Source organism: Staphylococcus sp. SA22 (assembly GCF_054165785.1).
The window spans coordinates 1-24,277 of sequence record NZ_JBSZQY010000015.1; the positions used below are offsets into that span (position 1 = coordinate 1).

Here is a 24,277-nt window from a genome sequence, read left to right on the forward strand (position 1 = left end):
CGTCCGTTCGCTCGACTTGCATGTATTAGGCACGCCGCCAGCGTTCATCCTGAGCCAGGATCAAACTCTCCATAAAAATTATGATGTTTGATTAGCTCATAAATACTAAATAATGTTTGTAACTTATAGTTACGTTTTTTGGAATTAACGTTGACATATTGTCATTCAGTTTTCAATGTTCATTTTTCTTACCGACAAGAATTAATTATACATTTTATTAACATTTAAGTCAACAACTTTTTAAAATTAATTTTCGTTAGTAATTCAAGTTATTTCTTAAGTTGAGTTGTTTTGTTTGCCTCAACAAATAAATACTATACAGACTTTCAAACTGCTTAACAACAGTAAAAATTACACCTTTACTATCCATTCTGAACGCTCTCATTCTAAAAATCGAACTTAAAGAAATTACAATTGTGAATAGTACGTTTTCTAAAACAAATAAGGTGGTTATTTTTATGAAAAGATAATAAAAAAACCGCAAAACAGAACGTTATTTTTTTACCAGAAATTAAAAATAAATTTACAAGTTTTAAATAATCTCTCAAAACACCGCTATACAGGCTGATTTAATAAGCTTTAGACCAAAGAAGTACAACTACTAAGCCAGCATCTATCATTTCAATTACAAAAGAATTTCATTTGCATAGTCATTAACCATCAACCGCATTTATCAAATTAATAACACCAACACACCATAACGGTATTCCTACTTCGATAATCCAATTCGAATCATTACTATTAGAAGTAACAAATCACAACAAACGGCTTGCTTCCTAAATATTCCCCACCCTCAGTAAAACTAGCTAAACCATGCCACCAACACACCACAAATAAAGTAGTACACCTCACCATAAAAAAAGCCACAATGATTACACTGTGACTTTTCTTACTATAGTATTAAATTCAAAAATGTTTAATAGAAGACATTACATTTCTGTTCTACCTGCGATTGCTTTAGATAATGTTACTTCGTCAGCATACTCTAAATCGCCACCTACCGATAACCCTTGTGCTAATCTCGTCACTTTGATACCTATAGGCTTAACTAATCTAGAAATATACATGGCTGTAGATTCCCCTTCTAAGTTCGGGTTCATAGCTAAGATTAATTCGCTAACTTCATCGTTTTTCAAGCGTTCAATCAATGAAGGAATATTAATATCTTCTGGTCCAATTCCATCCATAGGCGAAATAGACCCATGTAAAACGTGATATAAACCTTTGTATTCTCTCATTTTTTCCATAGCTATGACATCTTTGTCATCTTCCACAACACAAATAACTGAACGATCTCTTTGCTTATCTTCACAAATATAACATGGATCATTTTCAGTAATGTGACCACATACGCTACAATATGTTAATTCTCTTTTAACATCTACTAATGCTTTGGCAAACTGAACAACATCGTCTTCTTTCATATCTAAGGTATGAAAAGCCAGACGTTGGGCTGTCTTTGGACCAATGCCTGGCAATTTCATAAAGCTATCAATAAGTTTTGATATAGGTTCTGGATAATGCATCTATGATCACATTCCAGGGATGTTTAAGCCTTGAGTATGTTTACCTAAACGTTCTTGAGTAAGCTCATCAGCTTTGTTCATCGCTTCATTAGTAGCTGCTAACACTAAGTCTTGTAGCATTTCAATATCATCTGGGTCTACAGCTTCTTCTTTGATTTCAACGTCGACAACTTCTTTATGACCAGTTACAGTAACTGCAACCATGCCACCGCCAGCTGTTCCTACAATACGCTCTTCTTTAAGTTTTTCTTGTTCTTGAGCCATTTTCTTTTGCATTTTTTGCATTTGTTTCATCATTTGTTGCATGTTTCCGCCACCGCGCATATTCCATTTCCTCCTTGAAAATCAATAAATATTTATCAATAAAATGATGTTTCTTTCATTATACATACGATTATATCGCTTGTCATGTATCACTCTTCATCTATCACATGTACAGTTTCTTCACCGAAAAGATCTTTTGCTTTTTGAGCAATATCTGTTTGTTGCGCTTGTTGCTTTGGCATATCATCGCCTTCGTTTTTACGATTTTGTAAATACTCCGTTCGAACTCTTTGCCATTGATCTGATGGTACACCAACAACTTTAACGTTTTTATTAACGATATTACATACAACACTTTCTATACTACTACGTTTCTCGTCGTCTTTATTGACGATTTCACAATGGATCTCTTCCTCAAATTTCACAAGTACGTGATCTTCACTTGCCGCCACAGGTTCCGAATTTTGCAATAAACTAACGAGTGATTTTTTATCATTGTTTTTGGCATGATCAATCACTTCTTGCCAATGATCTTTCAACAATTTGATATCTGCCTTATTCGCTTTATCTAGCACTTTTGCAATTTGTTGCATTGAAAATGCATTTTTAGATTTTTGTATACCTCTCGCAGGCTTTTTCGAAGATTTTTGAGCAGGAGCGACACTCACTCCTTGTGCTTTTAGTGTTTTTAGTTCTTGCTCTAACTGTTCCATACGTTGCAACAATACATCTGTGTTTGGCGATGAAGCAATTTGTGCTGGTTCAGCTACATTCGCAATCACTTGTGGTTGACCCTTAATCTGCTCAGCTAATTTTACTAACAACACTTCAAAATGAACGTTTTGATTCACACTAAAACGAATCGACACTAATGTATCATTAATAAGATCAATCATTTGATATAACATATCTAATTCTAAGTTCATCAGTGCTCGATACTCAGTATCTTTCTCAGATGTTTTATTCATAATCGTATCTCTGACAAAATAAATCATATCATTTATTAGGCGATTCACTTCTTTACCTTCTGTTATAAACTGATGGTATTTTTTAAAAGATGCTTGTACGTCACCTTGTACAATATCATCAAACAAGTGATCCAACGCTTCATCATGAACGCTACCCGTAACATTTAGGGCATCTTGTAATGTCAATGTGCCATCGCCGAAAGCAATAGCCTGATCCATAATACTTAATGCATCACGCATACCCCCTTCAGACGCTTTAGCGATAAATGCCAAGGCTTCATCTCCACATTCAATTTGTTGTGCATCTGCTACAAATTTTAAACGTTCAACAATTTGATCTAGGCTAATTGCTTTAAAATCAAAACGTTGTGCCCTAGAAATGATTGTTGGAGGGATTTTATGTGGTTCTGTCGTTGCCAATATAAAAATAGCGTGTGCTGGAGGTTCTTCTAACGTCTTTAAAAGGGCATTAAAAGCACCTGTTGTTAGCATGTGCACCTCATCTATAATATAAACTTTATATTTCGATTCACTTGGTGCATATTTAACTTTGTCTCTAATATTTCTTATTTCATCAACGCCATTATTACTAGCAGCATCAATTTCTATCACATCTGAATTAGTCCCCTGCGTAATGCCTTTACAAATATGACATTCATTACAAGGTTCTCCATCAGTGCTATTTAAACAGTTGATTGCTTTAGCAAACACTTTGGCAATACTCGTTTTTCCCGTACCTCTCGGACCACTAAAAATATATGCATGCGACTGTTTTTCTTTCGAAATCGCATTGCGCAATGTCTTCGTGACATGTTCTTGTCCGACGACATCCTCGAAACTTTGGGGTCTGTACATACGATATAAGGCTTGATAATTCAAGTTAGCACCTCCATAAACAATTACCTTTCATTATAGCATGATAATACCTTTACTTCTTAAATGAACAATTAATAAAAATGTTCTGGAAATTTTACGATTCCGTGTGGTGCATCCGTCAAATTATCCCATAAATATTTTACAAGTAACGGTGCATCACCAGATTCTAATTTAATGTCATGCTCAGCAGCATTCTGATAACCCAACTTTTCAAAGTAGTCAAAACAATGGTCTACAACAACCGTACTATACTCTTGCGCTTTTGCACGTTCTTCTACTGCTTGAACCAATCCACGACCTAATTTTTGTCCACGTAATTCAGGATGAACTGATAAAGAGGCAATCGCCAAACCATAATACGTCTTGTCATCACTATTCATTTCTACTTCAATTAATAAAACGTGTCCAACGACATCGTTATTTTCATTTTTCGCTATTACTTCTAATTCAAAATTATAGCAAGGAGATTTCCTTAAATGTTTCACTTTCGCACGTGCTTGCCAACTCGTTTCAGGATTATCATCAAAACTTTCTTCAATACTATTTAAAGATTTATCATAATCTAACTCTGTTAAAGTACTTAAATATATTTGCATATGTCCTCCGTAGGGATTTGATTGTCAATAATCATAACGTATCTCATTAATAATTCTATTGTAAGATACTCCCCCTCATTTCACCATCATTTCTTTATCATCAATTAATAACTTCTTACTTTTTATATCCGTAAAAAATCATTCAAACTGCGCATCGATTTCACTTGAATCAAACTTCACATATAAAAAAGCTACTTCCCCAAACATGTTCCACGTATAATACGCTGAATTGTCTTCAAGAAAGTAGCTTCTATAAATATATATTTTCAACTCTTAATAATCGGTTTAATATTTTTAAAAATAAAAAACCGTGCACCTAAGCATCGAACGTAATTCACGAACGTAACCAAAGTCGTTAGCTAAATCTCGGCTACCCTACGGCACATATGATGATCCACTTAATGCTGCTTCCGTCAGGACCTGACATGGTTCATGGGTTCATATTGCATAGGACCGAAATCTTCAAACACTACGTGCTTTGGGCAGACTTCGCAAAAATACGGCCTCAACAAAGGAATTAAGCCTCGCATAAAGCGGATTTCGAGTACAGGGAACCGCTACCTCCCCACCTAGCACGGCAAGATATATATTACTATATTTTAATAGTTAATTGCAAGTATAAATCATTTATATCATTGTTTACTTTATACGACGTCTTGAGAAGTCGTTAAATTTAAATTCATTTGCAAGATGTTTTGAAATGTTATATTGAAACGGCGTTGTATTTTCTAAATACACAATACTTCGAACTGTTGCTGAATAAGCCACCGAAACATCCCCAAACAATTGATATGCTTGTTCATCAAACGGTTCAAAAGTAATAGACTTACTTGAATAACTAATATTAAGATTTAATACCTTTTCCAAATAATCATAAATAGAATCACTCGCAACATCATTACCTATATCTGAAACAATCGACTTTAGAAAATAATCTTCATCAACAATCTTCACATGTTGGTTAAGCCGACGAGTTCTAACAATATGAATGAGTGATTCACTAGAATTGATGTTTAAAGCATGTTGAACTTCTGGAACTTCATGCGCTTCAACAACCTCATTCACAACAACTTCAGTTAAATATGCGACACCCATTTCTTCTTGCATTTCTTTAAAACTAACAAGTTCAGAAAATGGAAACTCTGTAACCTCCTGATAAATGACAAGTGACCCTTTACCATGAATCTTTTGAATCATACCGTCTAATGCCAACAAATCTAATGCCTTACGCACGGTCTCTCGAGATGACTGGTACAATTGCACCAAATCATGTTCAGACGGAATTTGTTCACCATATTGAATCTGCCCGTTTAGTATATCTTCTTTCAACGCCTCATAAATCTTCATAAACTTCTTTTGCTTCATCATATAAACGCATCCACTCAATTTATTTTACGCGTTTGTTTCGATTACAATTGCACCAAACCCGCTTATCGTATTATTTTCCACTGTGCCTGTTTGAATCACAACACGACCTTCGCTAGCCAATCCTTCTGGCAAATCAACAGCCGATGCTGAGAAATTCGCAATTACTAGCCATTGTTGATTCTTATAATGACGTTCATAAACAAATAAATGATCATGATCCATAAAACGTGGCACAATGTCTCCATACGTAATAATATCATGCGTATGTCTTAATTGTATTAATTTTTGATACGTATAGAAAATAGAATCTTTATTCTGAAGTGCTTGTCTAACGTTGACCTGATGATAATTTTCCGAAATATCAATCCAAGGCTTACCAGCTGTAAATCCAGCATTAACATCATCACTCCATTGCATAGGCGTTCTCGAATTGTCTCGTGACTTCTGTCCTAAAATCGCTAACACATCCGCTTCAGCATGCCCTTCACTTAACAACTGATGGTAGGCATTAATCGATTCAACATCACGATATTGTGCTATTGATGTAAAATGTGGGTCCGTCATACCAATTTCTTCACCTTGGTAAATATATGGCGTCCCTTGCAACATATGCAGTGCGATAGCTAACATTTTAGCACTTTGTATCCTCATCTCTTCCGACGTATCATCACCAAATCTAGACACTACCCGTGGCTGATCATGATTACACCAGAAAATCGCGTTCCATCCGCCACCGTCATAAATACCTCGTTGCCATTGCATCAGAATTTCCTTTAACTTATGAAAATCAAGCTTCGCATTTGTCCACTTTTCACCATCAACATAATCAACCTTTAGATGATGAAAATTAAAAACACTATTCAATTCTTGGCGTTCTGGCTGTGTATACTTAATACAATTTTCAATCGTCGTCGAAGACATTTCTCCTACAGTCATCATGTCAGTGTTACCAAACGTTTGACGATTTAATTCATGCAGAAACTCATGCACTCTAGGACCATCCGTATAAAATTCTTTACCTATTTTGTCAGAGTCCTTAAATTCACCTTTAGAAATTAAGTTAATGACATCAAATCGAAAACCATCAACGCCGAAGTCTATCCAATGATTGACAATACGATATAACGATTGACGTACTTCCGGATTATCCCAATTTAAATCAGCTTGACTGACATCAAATAAATGTAAATAATATTCATCTGTCTCAGAATCATACTTCCATGCATTACCACCAAATTTAGAATGCCAATTTGTTGGCGGTCCGTCTTCAGATGATCTGAAAAAGTAATAATCTCTATAAGAGTTGTCTTTAGATTTACGGGCTTCTTTAAACCATTCATGCTCCGTCGACGTATGATTAATGACAATATCTAACATCACTTTCAAGTCTTTTTGATGAGCAACTTTGATTAACTTTTCAAAATCATCCATCGTTCCAAAGTCTTCATTGATTTCTAAATAATTGCTGATATCATAGCCATTATCATTCATCGGTGATTCATACACTGGTGTTAACCAAATATAATCAACACCCAATAACTTGATATAATCCAATTTTTCTATAATTCCGTTAATATCTCCTATACCATTCCCCGTCGTATCATTAAACGACTTAGGATAAATTTGATATACAACGGATTTTCTCCAATCTATTTCTTTCGACACACAATTACCACCTTATAACGTAATAAAGGACGTCCAAATAACGAACGCCCCTTTTTTATTTTATTAATCTTCAACAATTTCTTTCGCTTTTTGTTTACTAAAATGAGACATCACAATTGTTAGTATACATGGTACAACAATAGCAATAGCTGTCACAATAAGATATACTGGCCAAAATTCTTTTTGAATTGAAATGAATGCTGGCACGCCACCAACACCAACTTTTCCAAGTACGTTATTCATACCAACGATTGCCCCCAATACACAAGACGTTGATATCGCAGCGATAAATGGATATTTCAGAGGTAAGTTCACACCAAACATAGCTGGTTCAGTAACACCTAACATACCAGAAATACCAGATGTTAATGCCAAGCCTTCTTCTTTAACCATTTTACGACGTTTATAGACAAACCATGCGCCAAATGCTGCAGACCCCTGACAAATATTGGAAATCGCAACAATTGGCCATAAATACGTACCACCTAAGCTGCTACCCATCAATTGGAAATCTACTGCTAAAAACATATGGTGTAGTCCTGTAATTACAAGTGGTGCATATAACAATCCATATATTGCTCCGCCAAGCCATCCTGCATGTTGGAATATAAATGTAACACCAGATGTAATACCTGTACCAATCAATAATGCAACTGGTCCAATGATAATAAATGCTAAAAATCCAGTAACTAAAAGCGCTACGGGTCCAACGACCAACATTTTTATCGAATCGTGAACGACTTTATTTAATCCTTTTTCAATTTTAGCTAGAACATAAGCTGCAATTAAAACTGGCAACACTTGACCTTGGTAATTCAACTGCTTAATCTCTAAGCCAAATAAGTTCCACGTCGGAATATTCCCTTTTGCCAAATCATACTGAGATACTAATTGCGGGTGCATTAAAATCAAACCTAAGACTAAACCTAGAATCGGACTACCACCAAATACACGCATACTACTCCAACCAATTAATGCTGGTAAGAAAATAAATGCCGTACTCGCAATCACATTAATGATGTTTGAAATATCAGCAATTTGTGGATACATCTCAATAAGTGTTTTTGGACCAAATAAACCTTTCATTGTAAGTAAATTATTGATTCCCATTAACAAACCAGCTGTCACAATCGCAGGTAATATTGGTATAAAAATATCCCCCAATAATTTGATCAAACGTTGTACTGGATTCCCTTTTTGCGCAGCTGCTTGTTTCGCTTCATCTTTCGAAGCTTCTTGAGCACCTGTTTCATCAATAAACTGCTTATACACTTCATCGACTGTTCCTGGACCAATGACAATTTGATATTGATGGTCTGCTTTGAACTGCCCCTTGACCAACGCGTTATTACTTAATGCGTCTTTATCAACTTTACTTTCATCCTTCAGCACTAAACGTAATCGTGTTACACAATGCGTTGCAGCTTCAAGATTTTCTTTTCCCCCAATAGCGGTTACGATGGCTTTTACATCTTCTCTTTTTACAGCCATATATTTCACTCCCTTAATGTCTTAAAACGAGTATAACTTGTCTAGACAAGTTATGTAAAGGCTTTCAACAAAATATTTTTATTTTGTCACAATTATCTGAGGTAGCCATTTCAGAAAATCAATGAGCCATAACGACATATGTAGCAATAACCCCTCGCTACAATTGTGTTATTAACAATACCTCACCACGCTCTCGCCATTATAAAGTGTAAATGCATGGCCAACTCCTAAATTGAAAAATGCATATCTACAAATAGCAAACTTGCCCACACAAGCCATCCATCATATTTCACAAAACAAAAAAGACATTTAGCTATGTATATTGCACAAGCCAAATGCCCTTCCAATCTCAATGCCTTATCATTTCTATTATCAAAAATACGAGTCATTCAAAGGCATATAAAAAAGGTAAACACTCAAACTTTGAGTACTTACCTTTTTTATATATAGTATTTAATATAAATATTGATGGCGGAGGAAGAGGGATTCGAACCCCCGCGAGCCGTTAAGCCCCTGTCGGTTTTCAAGACCGATCCCTTCAGCCGGACTTGGGTATTCCTCCTAAACACAATATTTATCATATATGAACGTTCTGTAAAAGTCAATATTGTTTTTTAGCATTACATGATTACCACAAATCATTGTCTTCCACTACAGTTGACTTATAAAACGCACTTAAAAAATCACTACTTATAATTAATCTATTTGTTGTCTTACAAACCTTTGTTTTTAGGTTACAAAGATGGCATGTGACGTTGATAGATACTAGATTATTTCAAACTCGATTCAGCATGACACAACGTCAACGTAACCACCATTTCCATACAAAGATTATACACAAACTTTACTCGCTAAATACTGATCTACTGCTTTCGCTACGCCTCTACCTTCTTTAATCGCCCATACAACTAAACTTTGACCACGTCTAGCATCTCCAGCAGCAAATACCTTTTCATTATTAGTTTGATAGTTTGTATCATCCGCCACGATTCGATTTCTATCCGTTTTAATGTTAAAAGCATTCGGTACTGTTGGTTCTGTACCTTCGAAGCCGATTGATAATAATACAAGGTCAGCAGGCCAAAATCTTTCAGGTCCTTCTTTCATGACCATACCATTTTCGCCTTGCTCTAAAATTTGAGTATACAAACCACGTATGTGTCCTTTATCGTCAACATCGTAACGCATTGTTTGAACACCATATGCACGTGGTTCCTTACCAAACTTAGCTTCGTACTCTTGGTGCGCATAGTCCATTTTAAACACCGGCATTGCTAAAGGCCATGATGCATTTTCTGTAAACGTAATTGCTTCTGGCAATTTCGTATATTTATTAAATTGAACAATCGATTTACAATTTTCTCTTAATGCTGTCGCTACACAGTCTGCCCCTGTATCACCAGCACCAATGATAATGACATTCTTATCTTTTGCAGTTATTGTTATATCATCAATTTCTCCATTTAACAGTTGCGTTTGTTCAGTTAAATAATCCATAGCGAAATGTATACCATCACCCATGCGTCCTTCTAAAGGTAAATCTCTACCTTTTTGTGCACCAGTACATAATATAATGGCATCATACTCAGATTCTAACGTTGCTTTATCAATATCAACGCCTACTTCAACACCATTAATGAAAGTAATGCCCGCTTCTTCCATTAACTTAATACGACGTCGAACCACATCTTTATCAAGTTTCATATTCGGAATACCATACATTAATAAACCGCCTGATTCTCTAGCACGTTCATAAATAGTTACTTGATATCCTAGTAGATTAAGTTCTTCAGCAGCAGTTAATCCTGCTGGACCGCTCCCAACGATTGCCACTTTTTCATCTCTACGGCGACTCGGAACTTTCGGCGCTACCCAACCATTTTCAAAAGCTTCATCAATGATTGTGCGTTCAATACCTTTAATCGCAATCGATTCTCTATTAATCTTCATCACACAAGCACTTTCACATGGTGCAGGACATACACGCCCTGTAAAGTCAGGAAAGTTATTTGTTTCACTTAAGCGTTCATAAGCAGTTTTAAAATCTTGATGATACACTAAGTCGTTCCATTCAGGAATGTAGTTTCCAATTGGACAACCTATTGTTTCCCTACCATACTGTTGTCCGGTTTGACAAAACGGCGTTCCACAATCCATACATCGTGCACCTTGGATAGAGGCATCTTCTTTAGTAAATCGTTGTTGATATGCTTTATGATGCTTCAAACGGTCTACCAGTGATAATTCACCTAAGTACTGTTTGTCATACTTCATAAATCCTTTAAATTCGCCCATCGTATCTCCCCCTTTCCTTAATACACAACGGCTGGTTTATGTTTAGCGTCGATTGTTTTACTGTTATCGTAAAATGCAGCTAACATCGCTTCATCTTCATTGTCATGTAATGATTTGTGCAAATGAATTTTTTGCATCATTAATTGATAATCTTTAGGAATAACTTTAACGACGACATCTTCAATACGATCAAAATGTTTTAACACATGAATCGCTCTCGTACTATTCGTATGTGACACATGTTCTTCCAGCATTTGCTTAATGAATGCTTTTTCTTCTTGGTGTTTAATCTTTGTAAACGAAAGCGTATCTAGTTGATTATTTTCAACAAAAGTTTCTACATCAGACGGGATAACGTAAGCAATACCACCACTCATACCTTGACCAAAGTTCTTACCTACATCACCTAAATTAATGACATGTCCACCAGTCATGTACTCTAATCCATGGTCGCCGATACCTTCAACGACAACATCTACACCACTATTTCTAATACAGAATCTTTCTCCTGCACTACCGTTAATAAATGCCTTACCACCTGTCGCACCATAGAATGAGACGTTACCAGCAATAATTTCATTTTGTCGTTCTTCAAAAGGTGCTTTGACAATGACCGTACCACCAGATAATCCTTTACCAACATAGTCATTCGCATCTCCAGTATGATGAATCATTAAGCCTTTCGGTGCATATGCTGCAAGACTTTGACCAGCATGACCATTCGTATAAACATTAATTGTATTTTCAGGAAGTCCTGCTTCTCCATATTGTTTCGAAATCTCACTACCTGTAATAACCCCTACATCACGTTGTTCATTATTTACTGTAAAGCTACCTGTATAGCGACGCCCTTCAGCAATATATGGCTTCGTTACTTCATATAAATTTGTTAAATCAAATCCATGCTCAAGATTATGATTTTGTTGAATTTCTTTTGTGTTTGGCCCATCGAAAGGACATAACAGTTTTTCAACATCAATACTAGCCGCTTTGCTATTCGCTTTTAATGTTGATGATCGTTGTAATAAATCAGTTCTTCCAACTAAGTCTTCTACACGTTTCAAACCTAAAGATGCTAAAATTTCTCTTAATTCTTGTGCAATAAAATGCATAAAATTAACAACATGATGTGCTTTACCTCTATATAAAGCACGTAAATCTTTGTTTTGAGTTGCAACTCCTACTGGACATGTATCTTTATGGCATACACGCATCATAATACAGCCCAACACCACTAATGGTGCAGTTGCAAATCCAAATTCTTCCGCTCCAAGCGCATATGCGTACGCTACATCTTTACCAGTTAATAACTTACCGTCTGTTTCTAACTTAACACGACTTCTTAAGTCATTTAGTTTTAATGTTTGATGTGTTTCTGCTAAACCAATCTCCCAAGGAACACCGGCATGCTGAATACTCGTTTTAGGTGAAGCCCCTGTACCACCATCGTAACCACTGATGACAATTTTATCCGCAAATGCTTTTGCCACCCCAGATGCAATGGTACCAACACCTGTTTTCGAAACTAATTTCACCGCGATATCTGCATCTTTATTCGCATTTTTCAAATCATGTATCAGTTGCGCTAAATCTTCTATTGAATAAATATCATGATGTGGCGGTGGTGAAATCAGACCGATACCTGGCGTTGACCCTCTTGTCTTCGCAATCCACGGATATACCTTAGTACCAGGTAATTGACCACCTTCACCAGGCTTTGCACCTTGCGCAACTTTAATTTGAATTTCTTTGGCATGTTGTAAATAATCACTAGTTACACCAAAACGTCCAGAAGCAACTTGTTTAATCGCACTTACTTTGTTGCTTCCATCAACTTGTACTTCATAACGTTTTGCATCTTCGCCACCTTCACCACTATTACTCTTTCCACCTAATTGGTTCATGGCTTGTGCTAACGTTTCATGTGCTTCCGCTGAAATCGATCCATAACTCATCGCCCCTGTATTAAAGCGTTTGACAATGTCACTCACCGGTTCAACTTGGTCGATGTCAATCGGTGTACATGCTTTAAATTCAAGTAAATGTCTAATGTGATCTGTTCTATTTTTGTTTACCGCTTCAGAGTATGCTTTAAATTGCGCATAGTCATTTTCTTTACATGCGTGCTGCAATAAGAAAATAGATTCCGGATTAAAAGCATGATGTTGACCTTGTTGTCTCCATTGGAATGTACTACCTGATGCAAGATAATTATCATCACTTTGTTGACGTGCTTTATTTTCAGCATCAATTTGATCAATCGAAATACCAGATAACTTAGACTGTGTTCCAGTAAAATAACGATCAATCACATCATGAGACAAGCCAATCGCTTCAAATATTTGTGCACCTTGATAACTTTGCACTGTCGAAATTCCCATCTTCGCCATTACTTTAATGACACCTTCCGATAATACATCCGTATATGTCTTAACATTATCGACAACGGTGCCTTGTAACCCTTCTGTCAATGTCAGTTGTTCAACTGTACGTTGCGCTAGGTATGGCACAATTGCATTCGCGCCATATGCTAGTAAACAAGCAACATGATGCACTTCTCGTGTCTCACCAGATTTAGCGACTAAACTTGTAGACATACGTAAATCTGCTTTAATAAGTAATTGATGCACATGACTTATTGCGAGTAACATCGGCATTGCAAAGCCATTGCCATCAACTAATCCACTATCATCTAACACAAGAATTTGAGCGCCTTGCTTTACAGCATCCACTGCTTCTCGGCCTAATGCTTCTAGCGCATCTTCCAAATCCCCTTTATATACCGTTGATAAATATGTTAATTTAAAATGCTCCTGATCAATCGCTGCTAAGTGTGATTCATTCAATACCGGTCTCTTCAATTGAATTCGATCTAAAACCGTTTCGTCAGGTGCTAATAAGTTACCTTCGCCACCTAAATAAGAAAGTTCACTCGTTACGATTTTTTCACGATACGCATCAATTGGTGGATTCGTAACTTGTGCAAACAACTGTTTAAAGTAATTAAATAGTGATTCTGGTCGCTCGTTCAACACTGCAATTGGCGCATCATATCCCATTGCACCGATAGGATCCTTCTTACCTTCTACAAGTTCCTGAATATACTTATGAATCTCTTCTTTCGTGTATGCAAATTGACGTTGTAATTTAAATAACGTTTCATCTTTCCATTGCGAATCTTGATATTGTATATTTTCAAAATCAAAATCAACTTTATGGTTATCAATCCACGCTTTATATGGTAATTCTCCAGCAATCGCACCTTTTAAATCATTATTTTCAATGACTTTATTCTGTTTAAAATCAACAAGCAATAACTTTCCAGGATTCAATTGACCTTTAAAAGCAACATTACTTTCAGGTACGTCCACAACACCCACTTCAGATGAAAAGACAATAAAGTTATCTTTAGTAATCGTATAACGACCTGGACGTAATCCATTTCTATCTGTAAGCGCGCCAAGTTTGTCACCGTTACAGAACGAAATCATTGTAGGACCATCCCACGGTTCCATTAAATAACTATAAAATTCATAAAACGCACGTACATTTGCATCATTCGCTTCATTATATAACCAAGGTTCAGGTATGAGTAGCATCGCTGCCTTTTCTGGTTCCATGGCTAACGATAAGAACTCTAGCGCATTATCTACAATGGCAGAGTCACTACCATCCTCATCGACAATTTGAAACACTTTATGTTGATCCTCGCCAAATAATGTTTCGATTAATTTATGTTGGCGTGCTCGCATCCAGTTCACATTACCTTTTATCGTGTTAATCTCACCATTATGCATTAACATACGGTTAGGATGTGCCCTTTTCCAACTCGGGAATGTATTCGTACTAAATCTCGAATGCACTAACCCTAGCTTTGATTGATATAAATCATCCGATAAATCTGTATAGAGTTTTTTAATTTGGTCTGATCGTAACCAACCTTTATATACAATTGTTTTGCGTGATAAGCTCGTAAAATATAATTCTAAATCGCACTGAGTCGAATAGAACTCTAATTGTTTTCTCGCTAAAAACAAACGCTTTTCAACATCTTCAATGTCCCTAATATCAATAAACACTTGTTGAATGACTGGCATCGTATCTGCTACATGTTTAGCAATGGCATCTTTATTAACTGGTACATTACGATAACCAAGAATTGATAACCCTTCGCCTTCAAAATATTTTTTAAAAACTGCTTCATGTTCAGAACCTAAAACGCGTTCTTTGGAAAAAAATAACCCCACGGCATATTCACCTTCACCTGGGATTTCAAAGTCCGTTACATGTTGTTTGAAAAATGCAAAAGGTATTTCAGTCATAATACCTGCGCCATCACCAGTGATGCCATCTGCGCCGACCCCGCCCCTGTGATCTAAACGTCGCAACATTTCAAGCGATTTATCAATGATGTCGTGAGACCTTTTATTGTCCATATTCGCATAAAAACCAATACCACACGCATCATGTTCCTCACGATAGTCATATAAGCCTTTAATTAATTTCTCATTGTGCATGATGCACACCCCTTTTTTTAGAATATTCTGATATTAGTTATTAATGATAATTACTATAATCTAAAAAATTTATCTGTTCAATATATAAAATAGAAGATATTCATCTAAAAAATAGAACATTTATCAATAATATTGCTATAATAGTTACAAAACACTCATTTTCGGAGGTGCCTATATCGCTATGGAAATTAAACAATTAAGATATTTTATCGAGGTCGCTAAAAGAGAACATATCTCCGAAACAGCACTTGAACTAAACATTGCTCAATCAGCGATAAGCCGTCAAATTACATTATTAGAACAAGAACTTAATGTGTCTTTATTTAAAAAGCAAGGACGTAATATTACGCTCACATCTGAAGGGAAATTATTATTTAATGAAGCTCTGCGTATTATTGAACATTTAGATAGCACGATTGAACAATTTCAAAGCCATGGATTAACTAAAAATAAAAGTATCTACATTGGCTATGATGAGAGTGACGTATCCCACATGTTACTACCACTTATCCAAACGTTTCATTTACAAAATGATACACATGTCATACCGAACTTATTAGATCATGACACGATTATAAATAGCGTATTAAATGGGAATATAGACATTGGTTTCACGGAACTTACACCAGAAATACGTAAACACAAACAATTACATATGCTACCTTTATTCGAAGAGCACTATCATTTATATGCGCCTTCAGACGATCCAATCACGATGGCGACACACCCACCATTAATTCAGTTTGAGCATAGTCATATTTATTGCTTGGCACCATTTGCCGAATCTGTAAAAAAGCAATTGCGTAAGATTACTAAATCAGATGTATACACAATCAGTAGCCAACCACTTGCGCAGTATCTCCTTCGTCAAAAAGAAGGTTACATCATTTCATCACAAAATATACATTTACCAGAATCTAAATCATGGATAGATATAAAATTAGATCATACTGAATTAAAAAGAACGATATGTGCTATTACGAAAGAACCTTATACGAAGAGTGATATTGGTATCTTATTAACACTCATTCAGCAATTAATGACTAAAACGTCTACATTCCATTAAGTAATTCGACGCTATCAATGATGATTTTCGTTTTACACTTCACAGTAATATCTTTGAAAATAAAAAATTAAGGGCGTATAATCACCATATTAATTCATTCATAGAATTGGGGTTTTGTTTTTGAAATATAGAAATTTATTTACAAAGCCATTTAATATAATTTTAGGTTTGTTCTGCATCGCATTCATTGGTGCTATTTTATTTACATTCAATAATGAGAACTTTTACAACAAACCAATTGGTCAAATTATAGATGTCAAACACGTTTCATCGACACCTATAAAAGATGCACAAAATAACCGCGATACTAAGTATAAAAATCAATTAAAAGTCAAAATATTAAATGGTCAATTTGCTGGAGAAACGACGACGATTAATCATCAGTACGTCAAATCTCAAGCAGATTCAGAAGCATTTCGCACACACGAAAAAGTATTATTACATATTTCTAACAAGCCGAGTGATGCTTATATTATAGAAAAGAAGCGTGATACCTTATCGGTTATCATCACTGGTTTGTTTTTATTAACTGTATTATTGGTTGGTCGCAAAGTCGGACTGCAATCGATTTTATCGTTAATCTTGAATTCTATTGCCATATTAATCGCAATTTACATTCATATTCAACATAGCAATATTAATTTATTCTTACTCATGACCATTGCCATGATCTGTTCAACAATACTCACTTTATTGCTCGTTACAGGCTGGCATATGCGTACACTCATTACCGTAGCAAGTACAATTATCGGAACTTTTTTGAGTATAGGTTTAACAGAATTAATCATATATATGACAGATGGTAAAGGCATTAAATATGAAACGATGAATTTTTTATCATTACCACCGAAAGATATCTTCCTAGCCTCAGTGTTAATAGGTTCACTTGGCGCTATTATGGATGTTGCAATTACAATTGCTAGTGGTATGCATGAAATTTTACAGCGTACGCCACACATTTCAATGAGGAGATGGGCGCTTGCTGGGCGAAACATCGGCCAAGATATTATGGGAACAATGACTAACATCTTATTATTCTCATATTTATCCGGTGCACTACCTATGTTTTTAATCTTTTTAAAAAATGCCAATACAGTGACTTATACTATTTCGATGAATTGGTCGTTAGAAATTGCGCGCGCACTAACAGGTGGTATAGGTATCGTACTTACAATTCCTATCACAATATTGTTTATGGAAATATTTGAATCATTAAGGAGGGCGAAACAATGAATGCTGTATTTATATTGGCGTTATTGCTCCTCTTTCTGATGATAATTTTCGGAGGTAAAAAGGGATTCATCTCTTATTTAACCCTATTTTTAAATTTTGCTATTTTAATTATTAGTATTGTATTGATTATTTTTGGCGTACCGATTTATGTCGTCACATTCTTTTTCTGCATTATTATTGGCGCTTGTAATTTATTCGTACTCAATAGTTACAATGTTAAAACACAAGCTGCATTTATCAGCACTATCGTTACAACAATATTGTTGATTACACTCATTTATTTATCGGTCTACTTCGGTCATCTACAAGGCTTTTCAACCGAACAACAAGATGAAACATATGTGTATTCAATGAATATTGGCATTGATATGGTTCAATTTATGGTGTTCACTATTATTCTTGCTGTTATTGCAGCTGTGATAGATTTAACGATTACCATTAGTTCACCCATTTATGAATTGCATCAAGTGAATCCAACACTTACGCAATACGAATTATTCCAATCTGGCATGCGTGTTGGTAGAGAAATTTTAGCGACATCTGCGAACACGATTTACCTTGCCTTTTTTGGTGGCCAACTTGCTTTATTTATTTGGTTTTTCAAACTTAAATATTCATTTGGCCATATTATAAACTCGAAAATATTTGCCCAAGAATTTATTTCTATTATTTTAGGCGGTATTGCCGTTGCAATCAGTATTCCGATTACGGCTTGGATTACGGCATTTTTAATAAAAAGACCATCTCGACAGCGCAAAAATGATGAGTCTATCAATTAATCGCAACTAGCAATATAACTTAAGTTAAGCGACCTGTGGATATATGTCAATTGTTCACTAGGTCGCTTTTTACTATAGTAAATTGTCCGGTGGTCTATAACAAAAAGCACCTTTATTCATCATTAATTGTTGTGGTCGACGATGAGTAAAGATGCTTTTAAATTTAATTTATTTTATAGTTAGCGCCATAATATGAACAGGTCTTCCGACGAACATACTATCTCCCATATATTGATATCCTTGTTGGCGATAAAGTGCCATGGCATGTGGATTGTCAGTATTAACCGTTAACACAATCTCATTAATATCCTGAAATGTTGAAGTGATAAATGACGCCAATTTTTCCATTACCACTTTACCTATTCCTCTATTACGATAACGTTGATCAACACTAAATGACCTGAAAAATACTGCATCTTGGTTATCGCTAAATGGTGCGACCCCTTTTCCACGATGTAATGTAAAAAAGGCCACACATTGCCTGTCATCCATTACAACGATGGGATACCTTTCATTATCAGACATTGCAGCTGTAATATTTTCCTCTGGCGTTTTAACAAACTTCAAATCACTTTCACTTAATTGAAAAGCTTCTAACATCGAATAATCCTGTGGGACATAATGTCGTAACATGATAGTGTCATTATTTGTCATGTTTACCACCATACGTTTCAATCCAAACTTTGACAGCAGGCGCAATCAACGCATCATTATCTTTATCAATCCAGCGTATATCTGTAATTTCATTATTGATAGTTACGTTTTCCCAATCGATTTTGGTTAATGCGCGAAATCCATTTAACTCAGTTAACATATCCTGTTGTGGATATGCAGGACCTACAATTGTCCCGATATATTCAATTTCATCCATTGTTAATGTTAAATTTAATTCTTCTTTTACTTCTCTTAACAGCGCTTGTACTTGTGATTCCCCTTCTTCTATTTTACCACCTGGGAAATAATACTTTTCGCGATTCCTTACTTGAACAAGCAATATTTTATCAGCTGTTTCTTCAACTAAACAGACACATTTAATCATCTTTGACACCCCAACTTTGTGAAATCAATTTTTCAAATTATACTGTACAATTATGTTATCATATATGAGTAGTTATAGCGCAAAACGTTAGCAATTCAGCGCACCCAATTTTTCATATAAACAGAAGATACTAGGGGGAATTATTATTATGGCAAAACGTTCCAAATCACAACGTTTATCAAGTTTACTAAATGTCGCAGGTTTCATAGTCGACGGCTACAATGGCTATAAATATCATGCTAAAAATAAAAAATTAGTATATCTTTCATTAGGTTTAAGCACTGTAGGAACCGTGTTAGACTTTTACATTTCAATTAAGTCACCACGCAAGTTCAAAAAAGCAGTGGCAGTTGTTACTTTAATAACAAACGGTGCTAGATTATTTACAAGCATTCGCAAAGTAAAGCATGAATACTGAATCAGAAAAGGATTGGTCGAACATAGAACATGAAGTTCATTCGACCAATCCTTTTTCTTATACAAAAATTCCTATTACAACAATCACGACTTTGATAGCCCCACCATAAAGTTTAGGATTCAATCCAACTTTTCAGCTTGTGAAATGTAATAGGAATTCATTATATATATTTATATACGTAAGACTTTAGTGAATATATCTATAATTATTTACTTGGTAAGCTGGTACCGTTCTGTAAGTTAAAATACCTGGTGCAGCTGAATAGTTCATTTCTGAAACTAAAATACTACCATCGTTATTTACACGTTCTACAAACATAACATGACCATAGTAACCTACATCTGTTTGAGCGATAGAACCTACAGTAGGTCTATTGTCGATAGTGTAACCATCTGCTGCCGCTGCGTTATCCCAGTTATTAGCATTCCACCAATAAGTACTAATACCTTTACCAATTTCAGCACGACGATTAAATACATGATATGTACATTGACCCCATGTATATAAGTTTTGATGACTGAATACTGGTGTATTGTAACCTCTATTCGTAGTTGTTGCAGATGCTGAGTTTGAAGATGCATTACCAGTTACTTTCAATTTTTGACCCGGATAAATAAAGAAATTATTTAAGCCATTTAAGCTCATAATTTTTTGATAAGTTGTACCATATTTTGATGCGATTAATGACAATGAGTCACCTGCTTGTACTGTGTAGTATGATCCACCGCCTGAGTTCGTTGATGGACGGCTACTATTGCTCGCAGCGTTACTTGAGCTAGCAGTACCTGATACTTTTAATTTTTGACCTGGATAAATAAAGAAATTATTTAAACCATTAAGTCGCATAATGTTTTGGTAAGTTGTACCATATTTTGATGCGATTAATGATAATGAGTCGCCTGCTTGTACTGTGTAGTATGATCCGCCACCTGAGTTCGTTGATGGACGGCTACTATTACTCGTAGAATTACTTGAGCCAGATACTTTTAGTACTTGGTTTGGGAAAATTAGATTAGATGTTAAATTGTTTAATGACTTTAATTTAGCAATCGAAATCCCATACTTATTTGAAATTGCCCACACTGATTCACCCGGTTTTACTGTGTGAGTTGTAGCCGCATTTGCTTGAGTTGCCGCAACAGCGCTAATCGCGCTTGTCCCAATAATAGCTGCAATTACTTTTTTTTGCACTTTAAAATCCTCCTCTTGCTTAACTTTCCTAGCATTCTTTTATCCGAATTTATGAATACTACATCATTATACGATTTTATTATGTATAATAGGTTGATGTTTGATGACATTATGATTACAAAAAAATCATATACTGTATCATCAAATTTTATAATTATCCCTTAAAATTATTACAACTTATTAGATTTTACAATATCTAAATTATTACAATTTCATAATATTTCACTATAAAATGATTACAATCCCTTTCTCTACTGGAAATAATTTTATTCTCAAACAATAACGCCCTACAAACATAAGCATGAACTTTGCTTGTAGGACGCAATATAATTTATTTTGCTAATGACGTTTCTATTGCCTTAATCTCATCTTTAGATAAATTAACAGGTTTCTCTCCATCTTTGACATCTTCCTGCAACGCTTTTTGAGCTTCTTTTGAATGATACAATTCTACGATTTTAGCATATGTTTTGTTATCCAAGTCTTTGTCGTTAACTGCAACAATATTAATATATGGCTTTACAGCATCTGAATCTGATTTTTCCAAGAAAATCGGATCATTTTTTGGATCTTTTCCAGCTTTAGTTGCGACTCCATTATTAATAACTGCAATATCGACATCAGATAAAGCACGTGCAGTTTGTTGTGCGTCTACTGCAGTAATTTTTAAATGTTTTGGATTTGACGTTATATCTTTCACTGTACCTGCTAATCCGAAATCTTTTTTCAGTTTTATTAAACCAGCTGCTTCTAATAGTTTAAGTGCACGTGCTTGGTTTGATACATCATTTGGAATGACAACTTTAGCACCATCTTTAACCTTTTTGACATCTTTAATTTTATCTGAGTAAATACCCAACGGTGCTAAAACTGTTGTACTTAATGCTGAAATCTTTGTTCCTTTATGTGCCTTTTTATATTGATCTAAAAATGCAAAATGTTGGAATGCATTCATATCAATATCACCATCGTTTAATGCTTTATTCGGTAAATTGTAATCGGAGAAGTGCTTAATCTCCACGTCAATATCATCTTTTTTAGCTAATTCTTTTACCTTCTCCCAAGCCTTAGTGTCATTTGATGCGACACCAATTGTTACTTTTTTATCATTGTTACTACCACACGCTGCTAATAATACAAGTGCTACGATAACTAACCCAATCAATCTTTTCATTCTATCAATTCCTTTCAAAATATTCACTATATATCATTAATGTCTACGTATGAATCTAGCTAGGACATTCCCTAGCGTTTGAATCACTTGGACAATAATGACTAATACAATAACGGTAATAATAATGACCGTCGTATCAAATCTTTGATAACCATACACTAAAGCTAAGTCTCCTATACCACCACCGCCAACAGCTCCTGCCATCGCCGTACTTCCAATAAGTCCAATAATCGCAGTGGTAATTGCTAATACTAATGAACCTAACGCTTCAGGAATTAAAAAATATCTAATGATTTGTAGTGGTGAAGCGCCCATCGCTTTCGCCGCTTCAATAATCCCCTCGTCTACTTCCAACAATGAGTTTTCAACAAGTCTTGCAATGTAAGGTGCCACATATACAGTTAAAGGTACGATGGCAGCAGTCGTACCAATTGAAGTACCTACTACTAATTTTGTGAATGGCACAATCGCAATTAACAAAATAATAAATGGTAGTGACCTTAAAATATTGATTAAAGGATTTAAAACTTGATGTATCACTATATTGGGCCATATGCCTTGTTTTCGAGTAATTACCAATAAGACACCTAATGGAATACCAATCACTGCTCCTAAAAATAAAGCAATAGATACCATATATAGCGTTTCGTATAATGCTTGTAATAACTGTGCACTGTCTAAATCAGAACCAAACATATGTTAATGCACCTCCTCAAATTGAATATTTTTCTCTTTGAAATATTGATTTATTGTCGTGTCATCAAATTGTTGATCCATATTAAATCGAAGCCACATATAACATACGGTGTTACCTTGTATTTCTGACATAGATGAAAATAAAATTTTAACCTCTCTACCACAAATTTGAATCAAGTCATTTATAATCGGTTGTGTCACCTGAGTTTCCTCGACGAAGATTTTATAATCTTTAAAATCGCCAACTTGTTCATCATTCAATCGACGAATCAATGATGTACTTGGCTCAGTCTGTATAACTGTAGACACAAAATTTTGTGCAATCGTCGTTTTAGGGTGAATAAATACCTCTTTAACAGTTCCTGTTTCAACCACTTGCCCCTTTTCCATTACAGCAACACGATTACAAATGTCTTTAATAACGCGCATTTCATGTGTAATCATCATAATTGTAATGCCAAAGGTTTGATTGACATTCTTTAATAACGTCAATATCGAAGCAGTCGTTGCTGGATCCAATGCGCTTGTTGCTTCATCGCATAGGAGTATTTTCGGATTAGTAACAAGCGCTCTTGCAATAGCCACCCTTTGCTTCTGCCCACCAGATAATTCATCAGGAAATTGGTCTTTTTTATCACTCAATCCTACAAATTCAAGCATTTCCGTTACTCGTTGCTTAATTTCTGTTTTGCTTTTCTTACTTAAAATGAGCGGCATAGCTACATTTTTAAATACCGTAGCTGAATTTAGTAAATTAAAATGCTGAAATATCATACCGATATCTTTCTTAATATCCCTCATCATTTTATCGCTATAATTCGTAATATCATGTCCATCTACAATCACTTGTCCATTCGAGGCAGCTTCAAGATGATTCACGAGTCTTACCAACGTACTTTTTCCTGCACCACTATATCCAATCACACCAAAAATATCATTGCGATTGACCGTAAATGATACGTCCTTCAAAGCATCTATTGTTTGCTTTTTCTTATGATATGATTTACTAACTTGTCGAAACTCAATCATCATCGCCCCTCCTACAAATTCTTATTAATCCACTAGGAATAAGAGCATTATATGTAAAATTGCATATATCGTCAATACAATTTGCC

At 35.2% G+C, this 24,277-nt stretch carries 19 protein-coding genes, 1 tRNA gene, 1 rRNA gene, 1 other RNA gene and 2 pseudogenes; 4 read left to right on the forward strand and 20 right to left on the reverse strand.

What is annotated here, in order from left to right:
• The 14 genes and pseudogenes from ACXQH5_RS11375 to gltB form a co-directional block, all read right to left on the reverse strand.
• Nucleotides 1-76 (reverse strand): 16S ribosomal RNA (locus ACXQH5_RS11375); the annotation flags it as partial.
• Between the two features lie 549 nt (nucleotides 77-625).
• Nucleotides 626-722 (reverse strand): annotated as a pseudogene (locus ACXQH5_RS11380) (hypothetical protein).
• 207 nt (nucleotides 723-929) lie between these two features.
• On the reverse strand, nucleotides 930-1,526 hold the full coding sequence (recR, locus tag ACXQH5_RS11385; protein WP_000559156.1) for a recombination mediator RecR: 597 nt from the start codon (nucleotides 1,524-1,526) through the stop codon (nucleotides 930-932).
• Between the two features lie 6 nt (nucleotides 1,527-1,532).
• The gene (locus ACXQH5_RS11390; protein WP_001213992.1) at nucleotides 1,533-1,850 is read right to left on the reverse strand and encodes a YbaB/EbfC family nucleoid-associated protein; all 318 of its coding nucleotides are present in this window, start codon (nucleotides 1,848-1,850) and stop codon (nucleotides 1,533-1,535) included.
• An 89-nt stretch (nucleotides 1,851-1,939) separates the two neighbouring features.
• The gene (gene dnaX / locus ACXQH5_RS11395; RefSeq protein ID WP_001109053.1) at nucleotides 1,940-3,637 is read right to left on the reverse strand and encodes a DNA polymerase III subunit gamma/tau; all 1,698 of its coding nucleotides are present in this window, start codon (nucleotides 3,635-3,637) and stop codon (nucleotides 1,940-1,942) included.
• Between the two features lie 68 nt (nucleotides 3,638-3,705).
• Nucleotides 3,706-4,230, reverse strand: coding sequence for a GNAT family N-acetyltransferase (locus ACXQH5_RS11400; RefSeq protein WP_001167833.1), 525 nt, complete (start codon nucleotides 4,228-4,230; stop codon nucleotides 3,706-3,708).
• Between the two features lie 138 nt (nucleotides 4,231-4,368).
• Nucleotides 4,369-4,469, reverse strand: a pseudogene (locus ACXQH5_RS11405) (hypothetical protein).
• A 69-nt stretch (nucleotides 4,470-4,538) separates the two neighbouring features.
• An RNA gene (ffs, locus tag ACXQH5_RS11410) (signal recognition particle sRNA large type) lies at nucleotides 4,539-4,808 on the reverse strand.
• A 61-nt stretch (nucleotides 4,809-4,869) separates the two neighbouring features.
• Entirely contained in the window at nucleotides 4,870-5,598 is a 729-nt protein-coding gene (gene treR / locus ACXQH5_RS11415) for a trehalose operon repressor (protein WP_000977612.1), read from the reverse strand.
• Between the two features lie 24 nt (nucleotides 5,599-5,622).
• A complete protein-coding gene (gene treC / locus ACXQH5_RS11420; RefSeq protein WP_000031519.1) occupies nucleotides 5,623-7,263 on the reverse strand; it encodes an alpha,alpha-phosphotrehalase in 1,641 nt (546 codons plus the stop codon).
• Nucleotides 7,264-7,326: 63 nt separating this feature from the next.
• Entirely contained in the window at nucleotides 7,327-8,754 is a 1,428-nt protein-coding gene (gene treP, locus ACXQH5_RS11425) for a PTS system trehalose-specific EIIBC component (protein ID WP_000279382.1), read from the reverse strand.
• 469 nt (nucleotides 8,755-9,223) lie between these two features.
• Nucleotides 9,224-9,316, reverse strand: a tRNA-Ser gene (locus ACXQH5_RS11430).
• Nucleotides 9,317-9,585: 269 nt separating this feature from the next.
• Nucleotides 9,586-11,049, reverse strand: coding sequence for a glutamate synthase subunit beta (locus ACXQH5_RS11435; protein WP_000503590.1), 1,464 nt, complete (start codon nucleotides 11,047-11,049; stop codon nucleotides 9,586-9,588).
• 17 nt (nucleotides 11,050-11,066) lie between these two features.
• Entirely contained in the window at nucleotides 11,067-15,566 is a 4,500-nt protein-coding gene (gene gltB / locus ACXQH5_RS11440) for a glutamate synthase large subunit (RefSeq protein ID WP_000551389.1), read from the reverse strand.
• Nucleotides 15,567-15,747: 181 nt separating this feature from the next.
• Between gltB and gltC the strand changes: the two genes are divergently transcribed.
• From gltC to ACXQH5_RS11455, 3 genes are all read left to right on the forward strand, one after another.
• Nucleotides 15,748-16,632 carry a glutamate biosynthesis transcriptional regulator GltC gene (gltC, locus tag ACXQH5_RS11445; protein ID WP_000403910.1) on the forward strand — a complete coding sequence of 295 codons (885 nt, stop codon included), beginning with the start codon at nucleotides 15,748-15,750 and terminating at the stop codon, nucleotides 16,630-16,632.
• A 114-nt stretch (nucleotides 16,633-16,746) separates the two neighbouring features.
• On the forward strand, nucleotides 16,747-17,865 hold the full coding sequence (locus tag ACXQH5_RS11450; protein WP_078065136.1) for a YibE/F family protein: 1,119 nt from the start codon (nucleotides 16,747-16,749) through the stop codon (nucleotides 17,863-17,865).
• The gene (locus ACXQH5_RS11455) at nucleotides 17,862-18,644 is read left to right on the forward strand and encodes a YibE/F family protein (protein WP_000994678.1); all 783 of its coding nucleotides are present in this window, start codon (nucleotides 17,862-17,864) and stop codon (nucleotides 18,642-18,644) included. Before ACXQH5_RS11450 ends, ACXQH5_RS11455 begins: the two co-directional genes overlap by 4 nt.
• Nucleotides 18,645-18,812: 168 nt before the next feature.
• Here the strand turns inward: ACXQH5_RS11455 and ACXQH5_RS11460 are convergent, their stop codons facing one another.
• Both ACXQH5_RS11460 and ACXQH5_RS11465 read right to left on the reverse strand, forming a co-directional pair.
• Nucleotides 18,813-19,298: a GNAT family N-acetyltransferase gene (locus ACXQH5_RS11460; protein ID WP_000183658.1), complete on the reverse strand. Its 486-nt coding sequence runs from the start codon at nucleotides 19,296-19,298 to the stop codon at nucleotides 18,813-18,815.
• Nucleotides 19,288-19,683, reverse strand: coding sequence for an NUDIX hydrolase (locus tag ACXQH5_RS11465; protein WP_000588528.1), 396 nt, complete (start codon nucleotides 19,681-19,683; stop codon nucleotides 19,288-19,290). Before ACXQH5_RS11465 ends, ACXQH5_RS11460 begins: the two co-directional genes overlap by 11 nt.
• 148 nt (nucleotides 19,684-19,831) lie before the next feature.
• On the opposite strand from ACXQH5_RS11465, the gene ACXQH5_RS11470 reads away from it, so the two are divergent.
• Nucleotides 19,832-20,101, forward strand: coding sequence for a hypothetical protein (locus tag ACXQH5_RS11470; RefSeq protein WP_001129473.1), 270 nt, complete (start codon nucleotides 19,832-19,834; stop codon nucleotides 20,099-20,101).
• Nucleotides 20,102-20,287: 186 nt separating this feature from the next.
• On the opposite strand, the gene aaa is transcribed toward ACXQH5_RS11470, so the two are convergent.
• The 4 genes from aaa to ACXQH5_RS11490 all read right to left on the reverse strand — a co-directional run bounded on the left by aaa (nucleotide 20,288) and on the right by ACXQH5_RS11490 (nucleotide 24,191).
• A complete protein-coding gene (gene aaa / locus ACXQH5_RS11475) occupies nucleotides 20,288-21,292 on the reverse strand; it encodes an autolysin/adhesin Aaa (RefSeq protein WP_001170262.1) in 1,005 nt (334 codons plus the stop codon).
• Between the two features lie 331 nt (nucleotides 21,293-21,623).
• Entirely contained in the window at nucleotides 21,624-22,466 is an 843-nt protein-coding gene (gene gmpC, locus ACXQH5_RS11480; protein ID WP_000825529.1) for a dipeptide ABC transporter glycylmethionine-binding lipoprotein, read from the reverse strand.
• A 36-nt stretch (nucleotides 22,467-22,502) separates the two neighbouring features.
• A complete protein-coding gene (locus tag ACXQH5_RS11485) occupies nucleotides 22,503-23,162 on the reverse strand; it encodes a methionine ABC transporter permease (RefSeq protein ID WP_000467994.1) in 660 nt (219 codons plus the stop codon).
• 3 nt (nucleotides 23,163-23,165) lie between these two features.
• The gene (locus ACXQH5_RS11490; protein WP_000569284.1) at nucleotides 23,166-24,191 is read right to left on the reverse strand and encodes a methionine ABC transporter ATP-binding protein; all 1,026 of its coding nucleotides are present in this window, start codon (nucleotides 24,189-24,191) and stop codon (nucleotides 23,166-23,168) included.
• Nucleotides 24,192-24,277 lie beyond the last annotated feature (86 nt).